A 24,613-nucleotide genomic window follows, 5' to 3' on the forward strand; every position below is an offset into this window, starting at 1 on the left:
CCACGAAGTCCCGGTCCGTGTCCCGGTAGATGCCCAGCCCGCCGATATACGGCTGCCCGGACTCCACCTGCGCACCCCCAGCACCCTCCTCTGCCACCGCCTCGGCCGACCCCGCCTCCTCCTGGGCGAAGGCCGTGCCGCTCAGACACAGCACGCCAAGCGTCGCGAAAATCCCTCGCACGCGAATCTTCTGATGCCACATCGGTATCTCTCCCTTGAAATATTTTTGGGAAATTTATCACAAAGCTTCCGCTATTAAAGCATATCCTCACGAAAATAGTTATTGTTTGTTGCAGCGTCCCGGAATCGGCGCAGGATGGCCGCCACCCGCACAATCAAAAGAAAACAGTCTTGAAATCAATATGGTAGCAAAGCGTGCGCGGGGTGTGCCCGCCTCATCCGAAAAGACGACCGCGCATTACGACCTCGCAGTCATCGGCAGCGGACCCGGCGGCGAAGGCGCGGCCATCATGGCGGCCAAAAGCGGTCGTCGCGTGGCCGTGGTCGAAAGTTATCCCGAGGTCGGGGGCGGCTGTACGCACTGGGGTACCATCCCGAGCAAGGCACTGCGCCACAGCGTGCAGCGGCTGACAGAGTTCGCGCACAACCCGTTGTTCCGCGAGCTGGGCCGGGCACGGACCCCGACCTACCCCGAGCTGCTGCATGCGGCGGACAACGTGATCCGCCAGCAGACCGCGCAGCGCCGACGCTACTACGAGCGCAACCACATCCGCCTGGTGCGCGGGCATGCACGCTTCGAGAACCCACAGACGCTCGTCGTGGAGACGCCGGAAGGCAATGAGGAAACCCTCGGCGCCCGCCACTTCGTCATCGCCACCGGCTCGCGTCCCTACCGCCCGCCCGAGGTGGATTTCACCCATCCCTGCGTGCACGACAGCGACAGCATCCTCAAGCTCGACTACAGCCCGCGCACGGTCTGCATCTATGGCGCCGGCGTCATCGGCTGCGAGTACGCCTCGATCTTCGCCCATCTCGGCATCAAGGTGAACCTGGTCAACACCCAGGCCAAGCTGCTGTCCTTTCTGGACGACGAAATCACCGACGCCCTCTCCTACCACCTGCGCGAACAGGGCGTGATCATCCGCCACCAGGAGCAGTACCGGCGCGTCGAAGGTCGCGAGCACGACGTGGTGCTGCACCTGGAATCAGGCAAGCACATCCGCTGCGACCTGCTGCTGTGGGCCAACGGGCGCACCGGGAACACCGACCGGCTGGGACTCGAGCGCCTGCCGTTGGCGGTCAATCCCCGCGGGCAGCTGAGCGTCAACGAGAACTACCAGACCGCGCTGCCGCACGTCTATGCCGTGGGCGACGTGATCGGCCCGCCGGCGCTGGCCAGCGCCGCCTACGACCAGGGCCGCTTCGCGGCCACCCATATCGTGCAGGGCCGCTGCGACCACAGTCTGTCCGAGTTCATCCCGACCGGCATCTACACCATCCCCGAGATCAGTTCGGTCGGTCGCACCGAACGCGAGCTGACCGAAGCCTCGGTACCTTACGAAGTCGGGCATGCGCATTTCCGGCACCTGGCGCGCGCGCAGATGACGGACCAGACGGTCGGCATGCTCAAGCTGCTGTTCCATCCGCAGACGCTGGAGATCCTCGGCATCCACTGCTTCGGGGACCGTGCTTCCGAGATCGTGCACATCGGCCAGGCGATCATGGCCAGCCGCAACGGCGGCAACAGCCTGCAATATTTCCTCAACACGACCTTCAACTACCCGACCATGGCCGAGGCCTACCGGGTCGCCGCGCTCAACGGCTACAACCGCCTCGACTGAGCGTCCCGCCGGCTGATACTCTCGGAGGCCATGAGCAGGAAACAACTGGCGGCAATCCTGGCAGCAGCGCTGGCATGCTACGCGCTGGCGGCACGAACCGATCCCTCCGTGCCCGCGCCGGCCGGGCCTTCCCAGGCCGCGCTGATCGAAATCGACGGCGCCATCGGGCCCGCCACCAGCCTGTACTACGAAAGCGCCGCGGCGCGGGCCGAGGAATCCGGCGCCGCACTGATCGTGCTGCGCATCGACACGCCCGGCGGGCTGGATACCGCAATGCGCGACATCATCAAGCGCATCCTGGCCTCGAAGATTCCCGTGGTGGCCTATGTGGCGCCCTCCGGCGCGCGCGCCGCCAGCGCCGGCACCTATATTCTCTATGCCAGCCATGTGGCGGCGATGGCGCCCGCCACCAACCTGGGCGCCGCGACCCCGGTATCCGTGATCGGGGGGCCGCCCAAGTCGCCGCAGCCGCCCGGAACGCCCCCGGACAAGCCCGGCCAGGCACCGGCGGAAACCCCGTCAGCAGCCCCGGGGCCCGCCGGCGCAGCCGAGGAACGCAAGATGGTCAACGACGCCGTGGCCTATATCCGCAGCCTGGCCGAGAAGCGCGGCCGCAACGCGGAGTGGGCCGAGCGCGCCGTGCGCGAGGCCGCCAGCCTGTCGGCCGAGGAAGCGCTGAAGCAGAAGGTGATCGACCTGGTCGCCCGGGATGTCGAGGATCTGCTGCGCCAGCTCCATGGCCGCCGCCTGCAGCTGGACGACGGCCAGCGGCTGACGCTGGATACCCGCGCCATGACGGTGACGCGCATCGCGCCGGACTGGCGGCAGAAGATTCTGTCGGTGCTGACCAACCCGGCCGTCGCCTACATCCTGCTGCTGATCGGGATCTATGGCCTGCTGCTGGAAGGCTATAACCCCGGGGCGATCCTGCCGGGGGTCATCGGCGGCATCTGCCTGCTGCTGGCGCTGTATGCCTTCCAGGTGCTGCCGATCAATTACGCCGGTCTGGGCTTGATTGCGCTCGGCATCGTCCTTATCGTCGCGGAAACGATGGTGCCGAGCCTGGGCGTACTGGGCATCGGCGGCGTGGTCGCCTTCGTCGTGGGTTCCATCATGCTGCTCGATACGGACGTGCCCGGCTACCAGGTCCCAATCGCGATCATCGCCGCGATCGCGACCGCCGCGGGGCTGGTGCTGCTGTTGACCGTGACGCTGCTGCTGCGCGCACGCAAACGCCGGGTGGTCACGGGCCATGAGGCCATGGTCGGCGAGGCGGCCGAGGCGCTCGAGGACTTCGACGCCGAAGGCTGGGTGCGCGCCCGCAGCGAGACCTGGCGCGCGCGCACCGCCACGCCGGTCCGGCGCGGGCAGAAGCTGCGGGTCACCGCCCTGGACGGCCTGGTGCTGATCGTTGCGCCCGAGAAGGACTAGGCCAGGGTAAAAACCGGAAACGTTTCAAGGAGCTCCCATGCTGAACTTCACTTCGATCCTCGTCATCCTGGTTGCCGTCTTCCTGCTGAACTGCTTCAAGATCCTGCCCGAGTACGTGCGCGGCGTGGTCTTCACCTTCGGCCGCTTCACCGGCGTCAAGGGCCCCGGCATCATCTTCCTGGTGCCGCTGGTGCAGCGCATGGTGCGCGTGGACCTGCGCGTGGTGACGATGGACGTGCCGCCGCAGGACGTGATCTCCCGCGACAACGTATCGGTCAAAGTCAATGCCATCGTGTTCTTCCGCGTGGTTCAACCGGAGAAGGCGATCATCCAGGTCGAGGACTACTACGCCGCCACCAGCCAGCTGGCGCAGACCACGCTGCGCTCGGTGCTCGGCCAGCACGAGCTCGATCAGATGCTGTCCGAGCGCGACAAGCTGAACGCGGCCATCCAGTCCATCCTCGACCGCGCAACCGATGCCTGGGGCATCAAGGTCACCAATGTCGAGATCAAGGCGGTCGATCTGAATGAAAGCATGGTGCGCGCCATCGCCGCCCAGGCCGAGGCCGAGCGCAACCGCCGCTCCAAGATCATCAATGCCGAGGGTGAGGCACAGGCGGCGGAAAAGCTGCGCGAGGCCGCCACCGTACTGGCGCAACAGCCGGTCTCGGTCCAGCTGCGCTATCTGCAGACCCTGCTGGACGTGGCCAACAAGAACACCGCCACGATCGTGGTGCCAGTACCCGTGGACCTGCTCAAGCCCTTTGCGCCGAAAGAGAGCTAGCGCCGCTCAGTCGTCGAACTCGTGCGGCCTGGCCACCAGACCCAGGCACAGGCCGCCGGGGCCGATATTGACGCCCGCGGTAACGCTCATCACCGAGAGCAGCACCTGCACGCCGTGCGCCTCGGCTTCGGCCATCAGTTCGGCATAACCCGGCAACTGCCTGACCTCCTCCGGGTCGCCGCCATAGCTGATGCAGATGGTGGGGGCCAGCAAGCCTTCCCGGATCCGGCGCACGGCATACTGCAACAGCTTCTCGCAGGCCTGCTCGAAGCCGCGCGCCTTGGAGACCGGGCCGGTTTCTTCATGGTAGGCACGGATGATCGGCTTGATGTCCAGCATCGTGCCCAGCGCAGCGCCGATCAGGCCGACGCTCTTCTCGCCTTTCTTCTGGGCGCGGGCGCGAATGTAGTACAGGTCGCGTGGCACCAGATAGGCGTAGACGTCCTCGCTCAGCTTCTCGATACGGGTGCGGATTTCGTTGACGTGCACCCCTTCCTGGATCATACGGATGGTTTCGGCCGCCAGCACGCCCTGGCCGCAGAACAGGGTCTTGCTGTTGATCACGCGCAGCGCGAAGGGGCCCTCGACGCCATGCTGCCGGCGCACCTCCTTGTAGCCGCGCAGGATCGCGAACGAGGCCTTGGTGGCATTCTCGAAGATCGGACTGCGCAGCCGCGTCACCGTTTCGCAGATGGCGTAATCGAACTCGATCACCACCCGGCTCAGGAACAGGTCCTGGATCTGTTCCACACTGAACGGCGCCGACTCGGCGTCGTGGCCCTTCTCGCCGATGTGCGAGCGGTAAAAGGCGATCGTCTCGGTCGGGTCGCGTCGGTCGATGAAGCTCTCGTTCTCGATGCGGATCGTCACCGGCAGGATGATGACGCGGTGCTCGTCGATGAAAGACTTGGGCAGATCGCAGGCCGAATCCACTACCAATCCGATTCTCATGGCGCCCCCTTCGCTTGAAGCCCGGACGGCTTGTTGTGGCCGCGCCCGCCCGCAGGTCGGGTCGGCGCTGCTTTAGACGTTATTACGGCCTTGTGGCGCAGGCAAATCGGCCCGATCGCGTTCCAGCGCCTTGGCCTGCTGCCAGAGTGCTTCCATCGTATGCAGATCCGCCTGTTCCGGAGGCAGCCCGCGCTGTGCCAGAACGTCGCATACATAAGCGAAGCGCCGCTCGAACTTGTCGCAGGCCGCGGCCAGTACCGCCTCCGGGGCCAGCTGCAACCGGCGCGCGAGGTTGACGAGCACGAACAGGATGTCGCCCAGCTCCTCGGCCACCTCCAGGCTCCCCGGCCGGTCGCGGAGCGCAGCCCGCAGCTCGCCCAGTTCCTCGGCCAGTTTGTCGAGCATGTCCTCGGCCGCCGGCCAGTCGAAGCCCACCGCAGCCGCCTGGGCCTGCAAGTCGAGTGCGCGGCGGAAGCTGGATACGGTCATGGCCTAGCCCGCATTTCTCACAGGACGCCGGAGAATACGTGGTTTCGTTGAGGACAGACGAACGAGTTTCATGGCCGTAGCTCCAAACATCGAGCTAGCGCAGCTTGTCGCAGAGGTTGTGCAGTATGCCGGCAGTCGCGCCCCAGATGCGGTGCTCGCCCCATACGATCTCGAGAAAAGGCAGCTCGATCCCTTCGCGCACGAAGCTGCCCGCCCGGTAGTGCGCCGGTTCCAGCACATGCGCCAGGGGCACCCGCAGCAACCCAGTCGTTTCGATGCCGTCGGCTTGCGGGCGCGCGGCCGGGCTGACCAGGCCGACCACGGGGGTGACGCGGAAACCGGTGCCGGTCGGGTAGTCATCCAGCAGGCCCACGACTTCGACGTCCGCGCGCAGCAGTCCGATCTCCTCCTCGGCCTCGCGCAGCGCGGTATCGACGGCATCACGGTCGGACGGATCGCAACTGCCGCCGGGCAGACTGATCTGCCCGGCATGGGTACGCAGGTTTTCCGAGCGTTGCGTCAGCAACACCTCCAGGCTGTCTTCCAGGATTGGCACCAGCACCGCGGCGGGGCGCAGCGACATGCGGCTGAAGTGCGCCGCTGCAGCCGGCGGCAGGTCGAGTCTGAGCAGCTCGCGTGCCGCCGTGCGCGTGGGCCGCAGCCGCTCGATCACGCGGCCGCGCAGGTCGTCAGCGGCGGGGGATGGACCTTCGGGGATGCGCATCGAGGGGCTTCCTGGCGGGGCGGCGGCAACGGCCGGGTCTGGCAAGCCGCCCCTTCCTATATTAGCGTAGCGGCCTTCCGATCCCTCATCCTGCGAAGCACGGCATGGACCCCCGCTACCGGCTCATGGCCGAGAAATTCCATGACTACATCCCGCACGCGCACGACCTGGGCATGCGGGTCGTGGACATCGGCGCCGGCAGCACACGCCTGGCGCTGGACTACCGCGACGTGCTGCTGGGCGATCCGGAACGTGGACTGATTCATACCGGCGTCATCACGAGCATGATCGACAGCGCCTGCGGCTTTGCTGTGATCGCAGCCATGGATAAACCCGTCACTGTCGCCACCCTGGACCTGCGCATGGATTACCTGCGCCCGGCCGTGCGTGACCGTACGCTGTACGTGCACGCCGAGTGTTACCGCAAGACGCGCCACATCGCCTTCGTACGGGCGCAGGCCTGGCAGGAGTCCGAGCAGCGGCTCGTCGCCACCAGCACCAGCGCCTTCATGCTGCAGGCGCGCAGCAGCCGCGCGTCGCACAAAGCCACGTCATGAGCCGGCCCGTGCCTGCCCCGGACGATATCGTCACGCGGATTCCGTATGCCGCCTTTCTGGGCATCAGGATCGCCCGCGATGCCGACGGCCTGCTGTTCCAGCTGCCCTATGCCGAGCGGCTGGTCGGCAACAGGGCTCTACCCGCCCTGCATGGCGGCGTGGTCGCCGGTTTCATGGAAAACGCCGCTCTGCTGCACCTGATGTACCTGGAGCCACGCCAGGTCGGCATCCCCAAGACGATCGATTTCTCGATCGATTACCTGCGCTCGGCCGGGCCGCGTGAGAGCCTGGCGCGCTGCGAGGTGACGCGTCTGGGCCGACGTGTCGCACAGGTACAGATCCGCTGCTGGCAGGAAAACGCCGCGGTCCCGGTGGCGGTCGCCCGGGCGCATTTCCTGCTGGGCGGCCAGGTGCCCGTCGCGTAACGGCACTTACCTTTGCGGCATTGCGGCATCGGAGCCTGCGTTATAGGATGCGGACTCTGCAATTACCACCCTGGAGCCTTTGCATGAGCGTCAATGAAATGATCAAGAAGTTTCCCGCCGCACTGAATGCCGATGCGGCGGCCGACCTGAACGCGACCATCCAGTACAAGATCTCGAATCCGATGTACCTGGAGATCAAGAACGGTCAGTGCACGGTGCATGACGGCATGGCGCCCTCGGCCGACGTGACGCTGACGATGGAAGACGACGATCTCGCCGCGCTGCTCAAGGGTGAGCTCAATGGCATGACCGCGTTCATGACCGGCAAGCTGCAGGTCGATGGCGACCTGATGCTGGCCCAGCGCCTGCCGACCCTGTTCGACCCGAGCAAGCTGTAAGCCGACTGCCGGCGGATACGTCAAAAGTCTGCCTGCTGGCACTCGACGGCCAGCGGCTGCAGGAGGCCGAGGCCCTGGCACACACCCTGCGGTTGCCCTTGTACCGGGCGCAGCCGCAGGGTTTCTCGTTTGCGCTGACGCTGACCGAAACCTGCCTGGAGCTGCGCACGCTCGGAAAAAATCAGCCCGGCCCGGTCCGGGCCGATCTGTGCAGTGCCGACCTGCGCCGCCGCATTCACGGCGGCCGCCGCCAGCCCTTGGCCCGTGCCTGTGGCTTGCATCGCGACCGGCATCTGCGTGTCCTGGACGCGACCGCCGGACTGGGACGCGACGGCCTGGTGCTGGCCGGGCTGGGCTGCACGGTCACGCTGCTGGAACGCTCGCCGCTGGTCGCTGCCCTGCTGCAGGACGGCCTTGTGCGCGCCGGGCATGATCCTCTCATCGGCGGCTGGCTGTGGCAGCGCGTGCGATTCTGCCCGGTCGATGCGCTGGAGTACCTCCGCACGTGCCCGGAGCCGCCGCACGATGTGGTTTACCTGGATCCCATGTATCCGGACGACGACCGCCGCGCGCTGCCCAAGAAAGAGATGCAGACACTGCGGCTGCTGGCCGGTGACGACTCCGATGCCGACCAGCTGCTGGCGGCTGCACTCGCGCATGCACAGCGGCGAGTCGTGGTGAAGCGGCCACCCGGATCGCCCGCGCTGGGGGGCATCGCGCCCGACCACCGACTGGCCGGCAATCGTGCGCGCTATGACGTCTACTTCACCGGCAAAAACCCGGCCTAGAGCGGCTTGAGGTTGCTGCGATAACGCTTGATGTTGTGCACGTAATGCTCGGCCGATGCACGGATGATCTGCAGTTCCGCCGGACCCAGCTGGCGCACCACCCGGGCCGGGGTTCCCAGGATCAGCGAGCCATCCGGATATTCCTTGCCCTCCGGCACCAGGCTGCCGGCGCCGACCAGGCAGTTGCTGCCGATCCTGGCGTTGTTGAGCACCACCGCACCGATGCCGATCAGGGTGTTGTCACCAATGCTGCAGCCATGCAGCATCACCTGATGACCGACGGTCACATAGCGGCCCAGCGTCAGCGGCAACCCCGGGTCGGAGTGGAGCACCGAGCCGTCCTGTACGTTGCTGCCCTCGCCGATCGTGATCTGGGCGTCATCACCGCGCAGCACGGCGTTGAACCAGATGCTGCTCTTGTTTTCCAGCGCTACCGAGCCGATGATCGTGGCGTTGTCGGCGATGAAGTATTCCTCACCGCGAATTTCCAGCTGGCGCCCTTCGATCGTGTAGATCATGCGTACACTCCGGATGTGATGGATGAAATCTGAACCTGCGGTATGCCACAGCTTAACAGCCGCCGGCTGTGCGGTGCTTGCCGCGTTGCTGCTGGCGCTGACCGCGTGCGGCGCCGACCCGCCCGGCCTGCCGCGCTTGGCCAGCGACGCCACGGTGCTTGCCTTCGGTGACAGTCTCACCTACGGCACCGGCGCGAAGGAGGATGAGAGCTATCCGGAGGTCCTGAGTCAGATCATCGGCCGCGAGGTGATCAACGCCGGCGTGCCCGGCGAAACCACTGCCGGTGGGCTGGCGCGCCTGCCGCGCGTGCTGGAGGAAATCCGGCCGGATCTGGTGATTCTTTGCTTGGGTGGGAACGACTTCCTGCGCAAACAGGACCCCGCGCAAACCCGCACCAATCTCGAGCGCATGATCCAGATGGTGCGTGGCGCCGGCGTACCGCTGGTGCTGGTGGCCGTACCTCAGCCGCGGCTGTTCTCGGGGCCGCCCCCGCTGTACCGGGAACTGGCCAAGGCTCATGGGCTGCCGCTGGAGGAAGAGGTTCTCGACGACGTGCTGCGCGACAATGCGCTCAAGTCCGACCCGATTCATCCCAACGCCGCCGGTTATCGCCGGATTGCCCAAGCCCTGGCCGAACTGCTGCGCGAGTCCGGCGCGATCTAACAGGTTGTTGAAAAACGCCACGCGGCCACATGGCCGTACGGCCGAGCCGGCCGCACTGCGGCAGGCGAGGCACAGGCTAGACGCTGCGGTCCTTCATTTTCTCCGCTACCTGCTGGCGCAGGTAAACCGGCGCTACCCGGCTCGCGGGAACGCCCTCGCCACGCAGCGCGGCGGGAGCCGCCAGACGCGCTATCTCGGCGGCGTGCGGATACGGCTCCAGCACCCTGACCGGCTCACCCAGGCCGGTCGCCTGGCCGAGTATCCCGGCATAGCGCTGCCAGCCGGCCCCAGCGGGCAACCAGCCGGCCGGGTCGAGCCGCGGCGCCTGCGCCGGATCCAACAGGCGGTCAGCCGCCAGCGCCCTGCACTGCCTGTCGGCATCCCACCCGTACTCCCCCCAATAGACCTGCCCCATGCGCGCGTCCATCGCCACGGCGACGCGCTCCGCGCCATGCAGACGCTGAGTCCGTGCGGCGAGCGCCATCAGCGTGGAAATGCCGACCACCGGCCGATCCAGCCCGAGCGCCAGCCCCTGCACGGTGCCCAGCGCGATGCGCAGGCCGGTAAAAGAACCGGGACCGTGTGCCAGCGCCAGGGCGTCGAGATCATTGAGGCGCAATCCGGCCTCGGCAAGCAGCGCTTGCGTCATGGGCAGCAGCAGGGCCGCATGCCGGCGCGGGGCGATTTCGAACCGCTCACGGATTTCGTCATCGATGAGAAGCGCCGCCGAGCAGGCCTCGGTTGCGCTGTCGAGGGCCAGTAGTTTCATGCCACCGCCTGCTGACGGAAAAAATCGCAGGCCCGCTGCAGGTCGTGGCTGAGCGGCATCGGCGGCAGGCTGCCGAGGAAGGTTTTGCCGTACGGACGGCTGAGCAGGCGTGGGTCGCAGAGCATCAGCACGCCGCGGTCGGTGGCGTCGCGGATCAGGCGGCCCGCGCCCTGCTTGAGGGCGATCACCGCCTGCGGCAGCTGGTGGCTGCGGAAGGGATCTTCGCCCTGCTCGCGCAGCGCCTCGAGCCGCGCCTGCAGTACGGGCTCGCCGGGTGAACCGAACGGCAGCTTGTCGATGATGACCAACCGCAGCGCCGTGCCGCGCACGTCCACGCCTTCCCAGAAACTGCTGGTGCCGATGAGCACCGCATTGCCGGCGGCACGAAAGCGCGCCAGCAGTTCGCCGCGCCCGGACTCACCCTGTACCAGCAGCGGCAGGCTGCCGAGCTGCGGCCGCAGCAGCGCGGCTGCCTCCTGCAGGGCGCGATGGCTGGTGCAGAGCAGGAAGGCCCCGCCCTCGCTGGCATGGATCAGCGGCAATGCCGCCTGCACGACCGCTTGAGTGTAGTCCGGCGCTGCCGGATCCGGCAGGCCGCGCGGGATATACAGCAGGGCGTTGCGCCGGTAGTCGAATGGACTGTCGAGCACCAGGGTGCGGGGTTCTTCCAGTCCCAGCCGCGCGCTGAAATGTTCGAAACCCTGTTTCACGGCCAGGGTCGCCGAGGTAAAGATCCAGGCCGCCGGGTGCGCCTCCATCAGCTGGCGGAAGCGCCCCGCGATGTCGAGCGGCGTCGCATTGAGCGCAAAGCCCTGGGCAAACTTTTCCACCCAGCGCACCACACCCCGGCTGCCCGCAACCAGCGAGTCCAGGCGTTCAATGCAGGCCTTGCAACGCAGGTAGCAGCTCGCCAGGCCCAGAGTACGCGGCGCCAGCGCCTCCAGCTGCGTTTCCAGGTCGGCCAGCTTCGCGCGCAGGCGCTCAAGCGCTTGCGCGGCCTCGGCACTTTCCAGCGCGGCGGACCAGGCTGCGCGTGTCGGCTGCGGGCCCAGCACCTGATCCAGGTGACGGATGGCCGCCTCGTTCTCGCGCAGGCACAGCTCCAGCTCCGGTGTGTCGCTGCCCGTGACGGCGTATTCGGCGCGGATATCGCGCGCCAGGTCGTCCAGTTGGCGCGCACTCAGGCCGGTGCTGAAGAACAGCGAGGCGATTTCCGGCACCTGGTGGGCTTCGTCCAGGATCACCGCGTCGGCCTGGGGCAGCAGCTCACCGAAGCCGCCCTGCTTGACCGCCAGATCGGCAAAGAACAGGTGATGGTTGACCACGACCACGTCGGCCTCCAGGGCCTGGCGGCGGGCCCTGAGCGGGTGACAGTCCGCCAGGCGCGGACATTCGCTGCCCAGACAGTTGTCGGCCGTGGACGAGACCTGTGGCCAGATGGGCGAGCCGTCGGCGATGTCACCGATCTCCGCCAGATCGCCGCTGTGCGTGCGGACAGACCATTCCCGGATCCGGCGTAGCTGGCTCAGCTGCGCCGGCGGCCGTGCACGCCCCTGCTGCTGGGCCAGGTCGAGCCGGTGCAGGCACAGATAGTTGGCGCGGCCCTTGAGCAGGGCCACGCGGACCGGCAGGTCCAGCGCAGCGCGCGCGACCGGCAGGTCCTTGTCGAACAGCTGCTCCTGCAGGGCCTTGGTACCGGTCGAGATCAACAGCTTGCGCCCGGACAGCAGCGCCGGCACCAGATAGGCCAGGGTCTTGCCCGTACCCGTTCCGGCTTCGACGATCAGACAGTCCAGGTTCTCGATCGCGCTGGCCACGGCCTCGGCCATGGCAGCCTGACCGCTGCGCGGCTGGAAGCCCTCCAGGCGCTTGGCCAAGGGTCCCTCGGGACCGAACAACCGGCGAAAATCCTCAGGCATGGCCGGCTCGCGCTGGGCGGCGTGGTGGCATCAGTCGAACAGATCCCAGAACCAGTTGGATTTCTTTTTCTTGGGTGGCGTTTCTTCTTGCGGCGGTGCCTCGTCCTCACCGAAGATACCGTCCATCAGCCGGTCGATCACGTCGCTGCGCCCGCCGCAGGGCACGTAATCCTCGGGCAGGCTGCCGCGCAGGAAGGGGACCTGGGTAACCTCGTCACAGTCGCCATCATCGTGTTCGTCGTCATTGACGTCGAAGGGGAAGAATTCGACCTCCTCCGGCACCGTGGGCGCGAAGGACTGCGGGTCGCTGTCGCGCACGATGCGCGCCCACAGCGGCAGGGCACCGGCGGCGCCGCTGAGCCGGCCCGGCTGGTTGTCGTCGCGCCCGACCCAGACCACGGCCACCCGGTTGCCACTGAAGCCCGCGAACCAGCTGTCGCGCAGGTCGTTGGTGGTGCCGGTCTTGCCCGCCACGCGCAAATCGCGCGGCAGGTAGCGGTAGGCGCCGGCGCCGGTGCCATGGTGCATCACACGTTCCAGCGCCCAGTTGAGCAGATAAACCGGCCCTTCGGGGAATACGGAGCGACTGCGTAGGGCGTAATGGCCCAGCGACTTGCCCTCCTGGGTGGTGACCTCACGGATCGCGAGCAATGGGGAATAGTAGCCACCGGTGGCCAGCGTGTTATAGAGCTGCGCCACCTCGATCGGCGCCATATCGATGGCGCCCAACGCCACGGCCGGCAGGGGTGGCACCTCGCGTGTGAAGCCCAGGCGGCGAATGGTGTGTGCCACCGCCGGCATACCGACCTGCAGCGCGATCTTGACGGTCGGGATGTTGTAGCTCTGGCTCAAGGCGTAATGCAGGCCCACCCAGCCGTGGTAGTCGTTATCGTAATTCTTGGGCTCCCAGACCGTGCCATTGGGCTGCGGCACCTCCAGCTCGTCGTCATCGATGGCGGTCAGCAGGTTGAACTCGTGCGGGCGTGCCAGGGCGGTGAGATACACGAACGGCTTGGCCAGCGAGCCTATCTGTCGGCGCGCGTCGAGCGCACGATTGAAACCCACGTAACGCGGCTCGCGGCCACCGACCAGGCCGAGCACCTCGCCCCCGCTGGTGCTGGTCACCACTGCCGCCGCCTGCAGCGTGCCCGACTTGAGTCTGCGGGCCTTCTCCAGCTCGGCCAGACCCTCGGCGACATGGGTCTCGATCGCCGCCTGTACGAGCGGGTCCAGCGTAGTGAAGATGCGCAGACCTTCCGTGGTCAGGATCTCGTCGGGATAGCGCAGCTTGAGCTGGCGCCGAACCAGCTCCACGAAGGCCGGGTGCTGGGTGGTGCCAGAGCCGCGGCGCGAGACACCCAGCGGGCGCTTTTTGCCGACCGTGGCCTGCTCGCGCGTGATCAGCTTGTCGGCCGCCAGCTCGTCCAGGATCAGATTGCGGCGTTCGATGGCGCGCTCGGGTCGGCGACGCGGATCATAGTACGAGGGGCCCTTCACCAACGCGATCAGCAGTGCCATCTCGTGCGGCTGCAGCTCGTCCAGCGGCTTGTTGAAGTAGAACAGGCTGCCGAGGCCGAAGCCGTGGATGGCGCGGTTGCCGTCCTGCCCGAGATAAACCTCGTTGATATAGGTTTCCAGAATCTCCTGCTTGCTGAAGTGCGATTCCAGCAGCAGCGCCATGATCGCCTCGTTGAACTTACGGCCCAAGGTCTGGCGGTTGTCGAGGTAGAAATTCTTGACCAGCTGCTGGGTGATGGTGCTGCCGCCCTGCACCACCTGCCCGGCCATCAGGTTGGCGATGACCGCGCGCAGGATGGCGCGCGGATCCACGCCGTTGTGCTTGTAGAAGCGCCGGTCCTCGATCAGCACCACGCCTTTGGACAGCAACGACGGCACCTGGTCCAGGCGCACCAGCACACGGTCCTCCCCCTGCGCCGGATAAATGCTGCCGATGAGCATAGGGTCCAGCCGGAAGCCCTGCAGGGCCTGTCCGCTGGTGGTATCGGTTATGCCGCTAACGCCGTTCTCGTCGAAGCCGATGCGCAGCCGGCGCGACGGCTGGCGCCCGTCCCAGAACAGGAACTCGCGTGTGGTCAGGGTCATCTGGCGCGCGCCGGCGGCGAAGGTGCCGGGGCCGTTGCTGTCCCCCGTAGCCCGGTAACCCAGCCGCTCCAGCTCGCGCCGCAGCCCCTCCGGCTTCAGTGGCATGCCGGGATAGAGTTCCAGTGGCCGTGCATACACCTGAGCCGGCAGCGCCCAGCGCGCGCCCTCGAAACGCGCGCGCACGATGCGGTCGAGATACACCGCATAGGCCGCGAAGGCGATCATCGCGATGCAGACCAGCACCACGAAATAAGGCCACAGGGGATGCCGCACGAGGCGTTGCAGGAAGGGGGAAACCGCCATGATGCGGCTCATGATAGCAAACTGCAGGCCCTTGATTCGCCGGCTTATTCAGGACCGGGCCCGGCACCCGCGCAGACGTCGTGTGACGCTTTGGTTACAATGCGCGCGTCATCGCGTCCGGGTACCGGCCGGACGCGCCGCACATCCAGGGAGCCTGCCGTGTTTTCCAAGCTGATGCCCCGCGAAGGGAAGTTCTTCGACTATTTCAACCAGCATGCCGATCAGATGCTCCAGTGCGCACGGGAGCTGAAGCTGCTGCTGGACGACCTGTCCATGATCGAATTGCGCTCGCGCAAGATCCAGGACTTCGAGCACGCCGCCGACAAGCTGACCCGCGACACCATCGTGCTGCTGCATCACACCTTCATCACGCCCCTCGACCGCAACGAGATCTACCGGCTGGTCAACAGCATGGATGACGTGCTGGACATGATGGAGGACGTCTCCCAGTGCGTGTCGCTGTACGACATCAAGCAGGTACCGGACGACGCGCGCAAGCTGGCCGAGATCTGCGTGGCCTGCAGCGAGCACATCCAGGCCGCCGTGCGCATGCTGTCCAGCCTGAAGGAGCCGGACAAGATCCTGGCCCATTGCGCGGAAATCGACCGATTGGAGTCGGAGGCCGATTTCGTCATGCGCGGAGTGATCGTGCGGCTTTTCCGCGAGGAGCCGGACACCCGCGAGCTCATCAAGATGAAAGCGATCTACGAGCTGCTGGAAACCGTGACCGACCGCTGCGCGGACGTCGCCAACGTGATCGAAGGCATCGTCCTGGAAAACGCCTGAGGAGCCGCAGTTCATGAGCCTGGAACTGCTGATCTTCCTGATCGCGCTGGCGCTGGTCTTCGACTTCCTCAACGGCTTCCATGACGCCGCCAACTCGATCGCCACCATCGTTTCCACCGGCGTGCTGCGGCCACACTGGGCGGTGCTGTGGGCGGCCACGTTCAATTTCATCGCCTATTTCGTGTTCCCGCTCAAGGTGGCCGCCACCATCGGCAAGGGCACCATCGACCCCGCCATCGTTGATCACTACGTGGTCTTCGGCGCCCTGGTCGGCGCGATCAGCTGGAACCTGATCACCTGGTACTACGGCATTCCCTCCAGCTCCTCGCATGCCCTGATCGGTGGGTTGGTCGGCGCCGCGGTGGCCAAGGCCGGCTCCGGTTCGCTGATCAGCAGCGGGCTGATCAAGACCGTCAGCTTCATCGTCGTGTCGCCGACGCTGGGCTTCCTGCTGGGCTCGTTGCTGATGCTGGCCGTTTCCTGGATCTTCTTCCGGACGCGGCCCCAGCGCGTGGACAAGTGGTTCCGCCGGCTGCAGCTGGTCTCGGCCTCGCTTTACAGCCTGGGTCACGGCGGCAATGACGCCCAGAAGACCGCCGGCATCATCTGGATGCTGCTGATCGCCGCCGGGCTGAGCACCAAGAGCGACCCGGTACCGATGTGGGCCGTCTTCATCTGCTACGTGACGATCGCGCTCGGCACCGCGTTCGGCGGCTGGCGCATCGTCAAGACCATGGGCCAGAAGATCACCAAGCTGAAGCCGGTGGGCGGCTTCTGCGCCGAAACCGGCGGGGCTGCCACATTATTTCTGGCAACCGGCCTGGGCATCCCGGTCTCCACAACTCACACGATCACTGGTGCGATCCTCGGCGTCGGTGCCGCCAGGAATGTATCGGCCGTGCGCTGGGGCGTGGCCGGCAATATCGTGATGGCTTGGGTGGTGACGATCCCCTGTGCGGCCTTCATCTCGGCCGTGGCCTGGTGGCTCGGCACGCACCTTTTCTAGCCTGGGCCGCGGTGGGTCGGCATGGGCGCCGAGTGGCCCGGACGGGCTAACGCCGGCTGAGAACCTCCTTCTCCATGTCCTCGAGCGAGATGTGGCGCACGTCCTTGCCGTGCACGAAGTAAATCACGTACTCGGCGATGTTGCGCGCGTGGTCACCGATGCGCTCCAGCGCGCGCACTGACCACATGATATTGAGTACGCGGCTGATGGTGCGCGGATCCTCCATCATGAAGGTGATGCACTGGCGCATGATCGCCTCGTACTCGCGGTCCACCTTGGTATCCTCCTTGGCTACCTCCAGCGCCAGCTCCGGGTCCATGCGCGCGAAGGCATCGAGCGCATTGCGCACCATCTCCAGCACGTGTTTGCCCAGATGCTCGACGGCCGCATAGGTGGCTCTGACCGGCCGCTCCTGGCCAGCCAGGCTGGCGGCCATGCGACCGATGCGCTCGGCTTCGTCTCCGATGCGTTCCAGATCGGTAATGGTCTTCATGATGGCCATCACCAGGCGCAGGTCGCTGGCGGTCGGCTGGCGCCGGGCCAGGATGCGGCTGCACTCCTCGTCGATGAACACCTCGAAGGTATTGACCTGGGTATCGCGCTGCTCGACCTCCTGGCCGAGCGCGCCATCCCCTTCGATCAGCGCCTGCAGGGCGTCGGTGATCTGCTGCTCGACCAGCCCGCCCATCGCCAGCACGCGCTGGCGGACGTCCTCGAGCTCGACGTTGAACTGGCGCGAGATGTGCTGCGAGATGCCTGCTTTGTCCATGATCCGCTCCTGGCGCCGCTCAGCCGTAACGGCCGGTGATGTAATCCTCGGTCTGCTTCTTCGAGGGATTGGTAAAGATCGTATCCGTGTTGTTGTACTCGATCAGGTCGCCCAGATACATGAAGGCGGTGTAGTCGGAGACGCGCGCCGCCTGCTGCATGTTGTGGGTAACGATCACGATCGTGTAACGCGCCTTGAGATCGTAGATCAGCTCCTCGATCTTGAGGGTGGCGATCGGATCGAGGGCCGAGCACGGCTCGTCCAGCAACAGGATTTCGGGCTCGATGGCGATGGCGCGGGCGATCACCAGGCGCTGCTGCTGACCACCGGACAGACCCAGGGCGTTGTCGTGCAGCCGGTCCTTCACCTCCTCCCATAGCGCGGCCGCCTTCAGCGCCCATTCGACTTTCTCGTCGAGCACCGAACGCCGGTTGATGCCGCCCAGGCGCAGGCCATAGGCCACGTTTTCGTAGATGGACTTCGGGAAGGGGTTAGGCTTCTGGAACACCATGCCTACGCGCCGGCGCAGCTGGGCGACGTCCACGTCGTGGTCGTTGATGTTCTTGCCCTCGAGCAAAATGCTGCCCTCGATACGCACGCCGTCGATCAGGTCGTTCATGCGGTTAAAGCAGCGCAGCAACGTGGACTTGCCGCACCCGCTGGGCCCGATGAAGGCGGTCACGCGTTTGGCCGGGATCATCAGGCTGATATCGTGCAACGCGCGCTTCTGCCCGTAATACAGGTTCAGCTGCTGCACATCCATGCCGGTGGCTTCGTCCGCCAGTCTGCGGTCGGCCGGCTTGCGGGCCAGCCCCTGCACGCTGATGGCAGGCGTGCCGGCGACTGGCGTGGGAGACGGCGTTGCTGCGGGCACAGTGTTGTCCATGGCAGGCCTCATCCGGTAATCAGTTCTCGAGTGTCTTGTACTTTTCGCGCAGGTTGTTGCGGATATAGACCGCAGTCAGGTTGAGCACCACGACGACCAGCACCAGCAGAAAGGTGGTGGCATAGACCAGCGGCCGCGCGGCTTCCACGTTCGGGCTCTGGAAGCCGACATCGTAGATGTGAAAGCCCAGGTGCATGAATTTGCGGTCCAGGTGGATGAACGGCGGATTGAGATCCAGTGGCAGCGACGGCGCCAGTTTGACCACGCCCACCAGCATCAGCGGCGCCACCTCGCCGGCGGCGCGCGCGATGGCCAGGATCAGTCCGGTCATCATGGCCGGGCTGGCCATCGGGATCACCACGCGCCACAGCGTCTCGGCCTTGGTCGCACCCAGCGCCAGGCTGGCCTCGCGCACCGCGCGCGGGATGCGCGCCAGCCCCTCCTCCGTGGCCACGATCACCACCGGCAGCGTCAGCAGGGCCAGGGTCAGCGAAGCCCACAGCAACCCGGGCGTGCCGAAGGTGGGTGACGGCAGTGCCTCCGGATAAAAGGCGCGGTCGATGCTGCTGCCGAGGAGGTACACGAAGAAACCGAGGCCGAAGACCCCGAACACGATCGAGGGCACGCCGGCCAGGTTGTTGACCGCGATGCGGATGGTGCGCGTCAGCCAGCCCTGGTGCGCGTATTCGCGCATATACAGGGCCGCGACGATGCCGAACGGCGTCACCACCACAGACATCAGGATCACCATCATCACGGTGCCGAAAATCGCCGGGAAGATGCCGCCCTCGGTATTGGCCTCGCGCGGGTCGTCGGCCACGAACTCCCACAGCTTCATCAGGTAGAAGCCCAGCTTCTGCAGCAGGTTCATGTCGTTGGGCCGGTAGCCGCGCACGACCTTAGCGAATGGCAGCTCGACCTCGCTGCCGTCCTGCATCTGCATCACATAGCTGTCGCGCCGCGTCTGTTCGTACAGGGCGCCCAGCTCGCGCTGCAGCACTTCGTACTCGGCATCCAGCGCGGCGCGGCGCTGCGCAAGCTCGGCCCGAGCCTTGTCCGTCAGCCGCCCCTCGAGTTCGAGCGCTTTCTGCTCGAGCCGCAGCCGTTCGATGCGGTAATTGACGCGGCCGATGGCGCCCTTCTCGATATCGCGGATCTTCTTATGCAGATCGCGACTGCGGGCCTCTGCATCCTTGAAGGCCGCCCAGGCTGCCTCGCCCTCGCCCACGATCTGGCCCTGCTGCTTCACGGCCTTCAGGAAGCCGTAGAAATTGCCCCACTCCAGACGTTCGACGACGACGAGGTCGCGGGGGTAACGCCGCTCCACCAGCCAATCGTCGAGCAGAACCTTGAAATCGGCGCCGAGTCTGTCACGGTTGCCGACCTTGACCAGCAGGCGCGTGTAGAACTCTGCGCCATCTTCGGCGATGGGATAACCGGCCGCGATCAGGCGGCCGCGCGTCAGCTCCTCGCGGCCGCCGATCTCGCCGATGATGCGCACGGGCGCCTGGCCCGGCAGGTGGTAGCTGGCGTCCACCACATCCGCCGGCCAGAAATGGCCCATGCCCTTGGCGGCGATATAGAGCAGCAAGCCCACCACCAGGATGATGCTCAGGCTCACCGCGCCGGCATTGAGCCAGATCCACGGCGCGCCGCTGCGCACCCACTCCTGGAGGGCCGAGGCCGGCTTGCGGACGAGACCGCTGCCGATGTCGGTAGTGCTCATATGTTGCTGTACCTTTCGCGCAGGCGCTGCCGCACCATCTCGGCTAAGGTGTTCAGCACGAACGTCAGCATGAACAACACCAGCGCGGCCAGGAACAGGATGCGGTAATGCGTGCTGCCGACCTCGGACTCGGGCATCTCGACCGCGACGTTGGCCGACAGGGTGCGCATGCCCGAGAAAATGCTGAAGTCCATGATCGGTGTATTGCCGGTGGCCATCAGCACGATCATGGTCTCGCCGACCGCACGGCCGAGCCCGATCATCACCGCCGAAAAGATGCCGGGGCTCGCCGTCGGCAGGATCACGCCGACCATCGTCTGCCAGGGCGTCGCACCCAACGCCAGCGAGCCGTTCACCAGATGCTTGGGCACGCCGAATATGGCGTCCTCTGCGATCGAGAAAATGGTGGGGATGACCGCGAATCCCATCGCGAAGCCGACCACCAGGGAATTACGCTGGTCGTAGCTGATGCCGAGGGTCTCGTCCATCCACAGCGGCAGGTTGCCGTCGAACAGCCAGACCTCCAGCGGCCCGCCGGCCTGGAAGGTCAACCAGCCGAAAAAGATCAGCACCGGCACCAGCAAAGCGCCTTCCCACCCGTCTGGAACCCGGCGCTTGAAGACATTTGGCAGCCGCGACCAGGCATAGCCGAACAGCAGCATGAACACCGGCAACAGCAGCAGCAGACCAAACACACCGGGCAGATGCGCCTCGACCAGCGGCGCCAACCACAGGCCGGCCAGGAAGCCCAGCACCACGGTCGGCAGGGCCTGCATCACCTCGATGGTCGGCTTGATCATGCCGCGCATGCGCGGCGCCATGAAGAAGGCCGTGTAGATCGCGCCCATGATCGCCAACGGCATGGCGAACAGCATGGCGTAGAAGGCGCCCTTGATGCTGCCGAAGGTCAGCGGCGCCAGGCTCAGCTTCGGCTCGAAGTCGTTGGTTGCAGCGGTGGACTGCCAGGTCCGTGCCGGCTCCGGATAGCCCTCGTACCAGACCTTGCCCCAGAGCGCACTCCAGGACACCTCGGGGTACTCGTTGTGCACGCGCCAGGCCTGCAGCTGGCCGGCCGCGGTTTCGGCCAGCGCCAGGTTGGCACGCGGTGCGATGGCCAGACACGCCAGCGGTGCGTCGGCGATGCTCTCGTTGAGCAGGGTGCGGTTCGAGGTGGCGTAGTAAAGCCCCAGCCGCCCTTGTGCGTCACCCGACAGAAAGCCCCGCCGGCGGCTTTCGGACACCAGCGCGATGACCTCGCCCGGCGCATTCCTGAAATCGCGCACGTGACGCAGCTGGTAATTGTTGTCCTCGTCGCGCACCGGGAACCACTGCGAGATCGTGCCGTCGCTGGCCGCGATCACCAGCGAGTAGCCGCCGGCCAGGAAGGCTACCTGCTGCAGCCGCGTACCTGGCGGTATCACGTGCACACGCTGGATCTGGCGCGGCGCAGCGCTGTTGCGAATGTCGAAATAGGCCAGGTCGCCCTCGGCGCTGACGGCATACAGCCATTCCAGCAGCGGGTTCATGAGCACGCGCGTGACCGGGAACGGGCTGTCCAGACGCTGCAGGGGCTGTGGCTCCAGCATGGTCGTTTCATCGATCAGCGAGGTCGTTTTCGCAAAGGTCCGGAACAGCAGCTGACCGTCCTGTGTTGCGCCGGCGAAGGCCAGCGTGTCGTCTTCGTCACGCACTGCGAGATCCGCCAGGGCGCCGTCCGCCAACGGCAGCGAGGTTTCGCCGTAGGGGTAGCTGAGTACCGGCGTGATGGTCTTGCGGTTCTCCGGATAGGTGATTTCGTACTCGTGCCGCACGATCAGGGCCGAGCCGTCCGACAGGCCGAGCGCCAGCACGTTCTTGACCGGGTCGACCTCGGTGACGCGCAGTACCTCGCGCCGGACGGTTTCTTCGATCTCACGCGGCGGACGCTGCAGACGGCGGACCGGCCGCTCCACCACCGTGCCATCCGGCTGCGTGATCTGCCCGCCGGGAACCGTGACCGGCGGCTGGGGCAGGCTGACCTTGCGCACGACATCCAGAGGCAGGGCCTGTTCCTGCACCACGCTGCCGTCGGCTACGCGGAAAAAGACGACCCGGCCGTCCGCGGTAATACGCATGCCGACTTCGGACTGTTCCTCCACCGACAGATACAGGCTGGGCGAGGCCCCACCCGGCAGCGCATAGGCGGCGGCCGGCTCGATTCGCGCCGGCTGGAACATGGGCAGCACGATGTAAACCAGATAGACGAAGATCAGCACCAGCGCAGCGATCACGCCCAGGCCGCCAATGGCCACGCCGTAGCGTGCGATGCGGTCCTTGGCGTAACGCCAGCGGCGCAACGCATCCAGTGTCGTGACGCTATCCTTGGACATAGGCGGACGTTCTATTTCCCCTGCCTCTCGTCGTCGCTGCAGCCTGTATCACTGGCGTGACGCGCATATGACCCGGGACATGGTAGCCGTTTCCCGGCGGTCATGAAAAAAGGCCCTGGCCATGTGCACCAGGGCCTTGATGCTTCCCATCAGCCCTCAGAAATCGAACTGTGCGCGGAAGGCCAGGGTTCTGGGTTCACCCTCCCGTCTGGCGGCAGCAGCGCCGGCGCCGTTGGCATCGACATCGGCCTGCATGATATTGGCCATCAGACGAATCTGAGGATTGATGTAGTAGTTCAGGCCCAGCGTGATGTTGCTGATTTCGTTGTCATCGCGAGTATCTACTTCGCCGTCTACGGTGCTGTATCTCGCGAGCACTTCCCAGGCCCCGTTCTTGCCGTTGGGCTTGATACGGTCGAATGTTCCATTCGATGCGCGATAAGGCCGGCTTTCCCCAGTCAGGAAGTAGCTTGCCGCAACATAATAACCGCCGAATTCCGGGTCGCCCGCCGCGTCGCTGCTCACCTTGGCATTGAGGTACTCTGCCTGCATCGAAAACGGGCCACTGACGTACGCTGCCTCGATGCCGTACTTGGTCAGGTCGTCACCGTCGTCCGGTGCGGCAAGAAAGTCGGCTACCAGAACCGAGTCAGCCAAGTTGGCCTCATACCGGGTGGTGCGGTCGGACAGGTTTTCGGCTTCTTCCTTGGCGGCAGAAAGACCCAGATGCAGAACCTGCGCCTTGTCCTTGAGCGGCGTCCAGGTCAGCCGTCCGCCGTAGCCAAAACCGGCTGAGCCATTACGTTCGGTAGCCCCCGAGTCGGTATCCGCAGCGTTGCGATTGTTGCTGTCATAGCCCATGACAGCGTAGGTCCAGTTCCCGCGCTGTCCCGAGAACTGCAAGCCACGGCGGTGCGCACCATCCGTGATCAGAGACACAGGCGCCGCGCGCTCGATGAACCAGATGTAGTTGGAGCTGGTCAGCTCATCAAGGCCCATCGGCACCTTCTGGTGACCGGCGGTCAACTTGCCCAGCTCGAACCCGCTATATGACAGCCAGACATCACGCATCACCACATTGCTGGACTCGCCGTTGGCCCGGTTGGTGCGGAAGTCGATTTCGATTTTGCCTTCGTAGACACCGTACATGGTGCCCTTGCCCGAAAGGCGCAATCGACGGAAGTCGTCGCCATTATCGTTGCGAATATTGCCGTCGTTCGAGAAGCCGTAGATGTCGTAGTGCATGCGCCCATTGAACTCGCCGACGAACTGCCCGTCGTCCGACTTCACCTTGATGCCGCCCTTGGTGTCCACCTCGGCGGCATTCGCCGCGCCAGTGCCGAAGCAGCCGGCTGCAGCCAGCGCCAAGGCGGTTTTGCGGAAAAGACCGTTCATTTGCATTCTCCCTGATACCGGTGATGGATTGTTCGGTTAGTTCAGCTTGGCCAGCTCTTTCTCGACCACCTTGGCGGGCAGCGGCACGTAGCCGTCCTTGACCACCACTTCCTGACCCTGCTTGCTGAGGATCAGACGCATGAACTCGCGCACCATCGGGTCGAGCGCCTCGTTCGGCGCCTTATTGATGTACACGTACAGATAGCGGGTCATCGGGTAACTGCCGTTGATGACGCTCTCGTTGTTCGGCTCAATGAACTCAGCGCCCTCTTTCTTGGCCAGCGGCACCGCGCGCACGCCGGAAGTCTTGTAGCCGATGCCCGAGTAGCCGATGGCATTGAGCTGCGCGCTCACCGACTGCACCACCGAAGCCGAGCCCGGCTGCTCGTTGACGCTGCTGTCGAAATCGCCCTTGCACAGCGCCACTTCCTTGAAGAAGCCGTAGGTGCCGGACACCGAGTTGCGGCCATACAGCTGGATCGGCCGGCGCGCCCAGTCGCCGGTCATGCCGACGTCACCCCAGCGCACGATCGACTTCGGGTAGCCGCATTTGCGCGTGCTGGAGAAGATCGCATCCACCTGCGGGAGGGTCAGCCCCTGGATCGGGTTGTCCTTGTTGACGTATATCGCCAGCGCGTCCAGCGCGACCTTGATCTCGGTCGGCTTGTAGCCGTATTTCTTCTCGAAGGCCGCGATCTCGCCGTCCTTCATGGCGCGGCTCATCGGGCCCAGGTTGGCGGTGCCCTCGGTCAGGGCCGGCGGCGCGGTCGAGGAACCGGCGCCCTGGATCTGGATATTGACGTTCGGGTAAACGCGCTTGAACTCCTCGGCCCACAGCGTCATGAGATTGTTCAGGGTGTCCGAGCCGATGCTGGACACGGTGCCCGACACGCCGCTGGCCTTCTCATAGGCCGGCAGGGCCGGGTCCACATTGGCCAGTGCTGGCATAGCCAGCGTTGTCCCCATCAGCAGGCCAACCATGGCCAGCAGCTTCTTGGCGTTCATGTATGCATGTCCTCTTCGTGGTTGAAACTGCGCGCAGTGTGAGCAG

General features: G+C 65.6%; 24 protein-coding genes. 10 read left to right on the forward strand and 14 right to left on the reverse strand.

Annotation, left to right across the window (positions count from 1 at the left end; all coding sequences use genetic code 11):
• Positions 1-181, reverse strand: a 181-nt coding sequence (locus VNJ47_11745) for a hypothetical protein (protein HXG29505.1), incomplete at its 3' end; no start/stop codon positions are given.
• A 205-nt stretch (positions 182-386) separates the two neighbouring features.
• Between VNJ47_11745 and sthA the strand changes: the two genes are divergently transcribed.
• From sthA to VNJ47_11760, 3 genes are read left to right on the forward strand one after another with little or no spacing between them, the layout of a single operon-like run.
• Positions 387-1,802, forward strand: a complete 1,416-nt coding sequence (gene sthA / locus VNJ47_11750; protein HXG29506.1) for a Si-specific NAD(P)(+) transhydrogenase — start codon at positions 387-389, stop codon at positions 1,800-1,802.
• A gap of 30 nt (positions 1,803-1,832) precedes the next feature.
• Complete coding sequence (locus VNJ47_11755) at positions 1,833-3,233, forward strand: nodulation protein NfeD (protein HXG29507.1); 1,401 nt, start codon at positions 1,833-1,835, stop codon at positions 3,231-3,233.
• 37 nt (positions 3,234-3,270) lie between these two features.
• Entirely contained in the window at positions 3,271-4,017 is a 747-nt protein-coding gene (locus VNJ47_11760; protein HXG29508.1) for a slipin family protein, read from the forward strand.
• A gap of 6 nt (positions 4,018-4,023) precedes the next feature.
• Here the strand turns inward: VNJ47_11760 and VNJ47_11765 are convergent, their stop codons facing one another.
• The 3 genes from VNJ47_11765 to VNJ47_11775 all read right to left on the reverse strand — a co-directional run bounded on the left by VNJ47_11765 (position 4,024) and on the right by VNJ47_11775 (position 6,181).
• Positions 4,024-4,968 carry a DegV family protein gene (locus tag VNJ47_11765; protein ID HXG29509.1) on the reverse strand — a complete coding sequence of 315 codons (945 nt, stop codon included), beginning with the start codon at positions 4,966-4,968 and terminating at the stop codon, positions 4,024-4,026.
• Positions 4,969-5,040: 72 nt separating this feature from the next.
• Positions 5,041-5,457: a MazG nucleotide pyrophosphohydrolase domain-containing protein gene (locus VNJ47_11770; GenBank protein HXG29510.1), complete on the reverse strand. Its 417-nt coding sequence runs from the start codon at positions 5,455-5,457 to the stop codon at positions 5,041-5,043.
• Positions 5,458-5,551: 94 nt separating this feature from the next.
• A complete protein-coding gene (locus VNJ47_11775) occupies positions 5,552-6,181 on the reverse strand; it encodes a CoA pyrophosphatase (protein ID HXG29511.1) in 630 nt (209 codons plus the stop codon).
• Between the two features lie 104 nt (positions 6,182-6,285).
• Between VNJ47_11775 and VNJ47_11780 the strand changes: the two genes are divergently transcribed.
• The 4 genes from VNJ47_11780 (at position 6,286) to VNJ47_11795 (ending at position 8,349) form a co-directional block, all read left to right on the forward strand.
• Positions 6,286-6,738 carry a PaaI family thioesterase gene (locus VNJ47_11780; protein HXG29512.1) on the forward strand — a complete coding sequence of 151 codons (453 nt, stop codon included), beginning with the start codon at positions 6,286-6,288 and terminating at the stop codon, positions 6,736-6,738.
• A gap of 8 nt (positions 6,739-6,746) precedes the next feature.
• Entirely contained in the window at positions 6,747-7,163 is a 417-nt protein-coding gene (locus VNJ47_11785) for a PaaI family thioesterase (protein ID HXG29513.1), read from the forward strand.
• Positions 7,164-7,246: 83 nt separating this feature from the next.
• Positions 7,247-7,561, forward strand: a complete 315-nt coding sequence (locus tag VNJ47_11790) for an SCP2 sterol-binding domain-containing protein (GenBank protein ID HXG29514.1) — start codon at positions 7,247-7,249, stop codon at positions 7,559-7,561.
• Positions 7,562-7,659: 98 nt separating this feature from the next.
• A complete protein-coding gene (locus tag VNJ47_11795) occupies positions 7,660-8,349 on the forward strand; it encodes a class I SAM-dependent methyltransferase (GenBank protein ID HXG29515.1) in 690 nt (229 codons plus the stop codon).
• Here VNJ47_11795 and VNJ47_11800 read toward each other — a convergent pair.
• Positions 8,346-8,867 (reverse strand): gamma carbonic anhydrase family protein, encoded by a 522-nt coding sequence (locus tag VNJ47_11800; GenBank protein ID HXG29516.1) that lies wholly within the window; start codon positions 8,865-8,867, stop codon positions 8,346-8,348. The two genes, VNJ47_11795 and VNJ47_11800, sit on opposite strands and share 4 nt — an antisense overlap.
• A gap of 22 nt (positions 8,868-8,889) precedes the next feature.
• On the opposite strand from VNJ47_11800, the gene VNJ47_11805 reads away from it, so the two are divergent.
• A complete protein-coding gene (locus VNJ47_11805) occupies positions 8,890-9,531 on the forward strand; it encodes an arylesterase (GenBank protein ID HXG29517.1) in 642 nt (213 codons plus the stop codon).
• A 76-nt stretch (positions 9,532-9,607) separates the two neighbouring features.
• On the opposite strand, the gene tsaB is transcribed toward VNJ47_11805, so the two are convergent.
• Genes tsaB through mrcB form a run of 3 tightly spaced genes read right to left on the reverse strand, consistent with a single transcriptional unit; the run spans position 9,608 to position 14,637 of the window.
• On the reverse strand, positions 9,608-10,300 hold the full coding sequence (gene tsaB / locus VNJ47_11810; GenBank protein ID HXG29518.1) for a tRNA (adenosine(37)-N6)-threonylcarbamoyltransferase complex dimerization subunit type 1 TsaB: 693 nt from the start codon (positions 10,298-10,300) through the stop codon (positions 9,608-9,610).
• Positions 10,297-12,219, reverse strand: a complete 1,923-nt coding sequence (locus VNJ47_11815) for an ATP-dependent DNA helicase (protein HXG29519.1) — start codon at positions 12,217-12,219, stop codon at positions 10,297-10,299. The genes tsaB and VNJ47_11815 overlap by 4 nt, the downstream gene beginning before the upstream one ends.
• A gap of 30 nt (positions 12,220-12,249) precedes the next feature.
• Positions 12,250-14,637 carry a penicillin-binding protein 1B gene (gene mrcB / locus VNJ47_11820; GenBank protein ID HXG29520.1) on the reverse strand — a complete coding sequence of 796 codons (2,388 nt, stop codon included), beginning with the start codon at positions 14,635-14,637 and terminating at the stop codon, positions 12,250-12,252.
• Between the two features lie 147 nt (positions 14,638-14,784).
• Here mrcB and VNJ47_11825 point away from each other — a divergent pair, with 147 nt between their 5' ends.
• The gene (locus VNJ47_11825; protein HXG29521.1) at positions 14,785-15,411 is read left to right on the forward strand and encodes a DUF47 family protein; all 627 of its coding nucleotides are present in this window, start codon (positions 14,785-14,787) and stop codon (positions 15,409-15,411) included.
• Positions 15,412-15,424: 13 nt separating this feature from the next.
• Positions 15,425-16,417, forward strand: a complete 993-nt coding sequence (locus tag VNJ47_11830; GenBank protein HXG29522.1) for an inorganic phosphate transporter — start codon at positions 15,425-15,427, stop codon at positions 16,415-16,417.
• A gap of 46 nt (positions 16,418-16,463) precedes the next feature.
• Here VNJ47_11830 and phoU read toward each other — a convergent pair whose 3' ends face one another.
• The 6 genes from phoU to VNJ47_11860 all read right to left on the reverse strand — a co-directional run bounded on the left by phoU (position 16,464) and on the right by VNJ47_11860 (position 24,567).
• Positions 16,464-17,189 (reverse strand): phosphate signaling complex protein PhoU, encoded by a 726-nt coding sequence (gene phoU / locus VNJ47_11835; protein HXG29523.1) that lies wholly within the window; start codon positions 17,187-17,189, stop codon positions 16,464-16,466.
• Positions 17,190-17,205: 16 nt separating this feature from the next.
• Entirely contained in the window at positions 17,206-17,949 is a 744-nt protein-coding gene (gene pstB / locus VNJ47_11840) for a phosphate ABC transporter ATP-binding protein PstB (protein ID HXG29524.1), read from the reverse strand.
• Positions 17,950-18,091: 142 nt separating this feature from the next.
• Complete coding sequence (pstA, locus tag VNJ47_11845) at positions 18,092-19,798, reverse strand: phosphate ABC transporter permease PstA (GenBank protein HXG29525.1); 1,707 nt, start codon at positions 19,796-19,798, stop codon at positions 18,092-18,094.
• Positions 19,795-22,167 carry an ABC transporter permease subunit gene (locus VNJ47_11850; GenBank protein HXG29526.1) on the reverse strand — a complete coding sequence of 791 codons (2,373 nt, stop codon included), beginning with the start codon at positions 22,165-22,167 and terminating at the stop codon, positions 19,795-19,797. The genes pstA and VNJ47_11850 overlap by 4 nt, the downstream gene beginning before the upstream one ends.
• 156 nt (positions 22,168-22,323) lie before the next feature.
• Complete coding sequence (locus VNJ47_11855; GenBank protein ID HXG29527.1) at positions 22,324-23,562, reverse strand: porin; 1,239 nt, start codon at positions 23,560-23,562, stop codon at positions 22,324-22,326.
• A 36-nt stretch (positions 23,563-23,598) separates the two neighbouring features.
• On the reverse strand, positions 23,599-24,567 hold the full coding sequence (locus VNJ47_11860; GenBank protein ID HXG29528.1) for a phosphate ABC transporter substrate-binding protein PstS family protein: 969 nt from the start codon (positions 24,565-24,567) through the stop codon (positions 23,599-23,601).
• Between the last annotated feature and the right edge of the window lie 46 nt (positions 24,568-24,613).

The sequence above is a fragment of the Nevskiales bacterium genome (genome assembly GCA_035574475.1).
Lineage (GTDB): Bacteria > Pseudomonadota > Gammaproteobacteria > Nevskiales > DATLYR01 > DATLYR01.

What these genes read in the sequence shown, in the direction of transcription:
- VNJ47_11855 (HXG29527.1), bottom strand. Translation starts at nt 23,562, where the DNA reads ATGAACGGTCTTTTCCGCAAAACCGCCTTGGCGCTGGCTGCAGCCGGC.
- VNJ47_11765 (HXG29509.1), bottom strand. Translation starts at nt 4,968, where the DNA reads ATGAGAATCGGATTGGTAGTGGATTCGGCCTGCGATCTGCCCAAGTCT.
- VNJ47_11775 (HXG29511.1), bottom strand. Translation starts at nt 6,181, where the DNA reads ATGCGCATCCCCGAAGGTCCATCCCCCGCCGCTGACGACCTGCGCGGC.
- VNJ47_11805 (HXG29517.1), top strand. Translation starts at nt 8,890, where the DNA reads ATGAAATCTGAACCTGCGGTATGCCACAGCTTAACAGCCGCCGGCTGT.
- pstA (HXG29525.1), bottom strand. Translation starts at nt 19,798, where the DNA reads ATGAGCACTACCGACATCGGCAGCGGTCTCGTCCGCAAGCCGGCCTCG.
- VNJ47_11755 (HXG29507.1), top strand. Translation starts at nt 1,833, where the DNA reads ATGAGCAGGAAACAACTGGCGGCAATCCTGGCAGCAGCGCTGGCATGC.
- VNJ47_11790 (HXG29514.1), top strand. Translation starts at nt 7,247, where the DNA reads ATGAGCGTCAATGAAATGATCAAGAAGTTTCCCGCCGCACTGAATGCC.
- VNJ47_11800 (HXG29516.1), bottom strand. Translation starts at nt 8,867, where the DNA reads ATGATCTACACGATCGAAGGGCGCCAGCTGGAAATTCGCGGTGAGGAA.
- VNJ47_11860 (HXG29528.1), bottom strand. Translation starts at nt 24,567, where the DNA reads ATGAACGCCAAGAAGCTGCTGGCCATGGTTGGCCTGCTGATGGGGACA.
- VNJ47_11815 (HXG29519.1), bottom strand. Translation starts at nt 12,219, where the DNA reads ATGCCTGAGGATTTTCGCCGGTTGTTCGGTCCCGAGGGACCCTTGGCC.
- VNJ47_11770 (HXG29510.1), bottom strand. Translation starts at nt 5,457, where the DNA reads ATGACCGTATCCAGCTTCCGCCGCGCACTCGACTTGCAGGCCCAGGCG.
- VNJ47_11780 (HXG29512.1), top strand. Translation starts at nt 6,286, where the DNA reads ATGGACCCCCGCTACCGGCTCATGGCCGAGAAATTCCATGACTACATC.
- VNJ47_11850 (HXG29526.1), bottom strand. Translation starts at nt 22,167, where the DNA reads ATGTCCAAGGATAGCGTCACGACACTGGATGCGTTGCGCCGCTGGCGT.
- VNJ47_11830 (HXG29522.1), top strand. Translation starts at nt 15,425, where the DNA reads ATGAGCCTGGAACTGCTGATCTTCCTGATCGCGCTGGCGCTGGTCTTC.
- mrcB (HXG29520.1), bottom strand. Translation starts at nt 14,637, where the DNA reads ATGAGCCGCATCATGGCGGTTTCCCCCTTCCTGCAACGCCTCGTGCGG.
- pstB (HXG29524.1), bottom strand. Translation starts at nt 17,949, where the DNA reads ATGGATGTGCAGCAGCTGAACCTGTATTACGGGCAGAAGCGCGCGTTG.
- VNJ47_11760 (HXG29508.1), top strand. Translation starts at nt 3,271, where the DNA reads ATGCTGAACTTCACTTCGATCCTCGTCATCCTGGTTGCCGTCTTCCTG.
- tsaB (HXG29518.1), bottom strand. Translation starts at nt 10,300, where the DNA reads ATGAAACTACTGGCCCTCGACAGCGCAACCGAGGCCTGCTCGGCGGCG.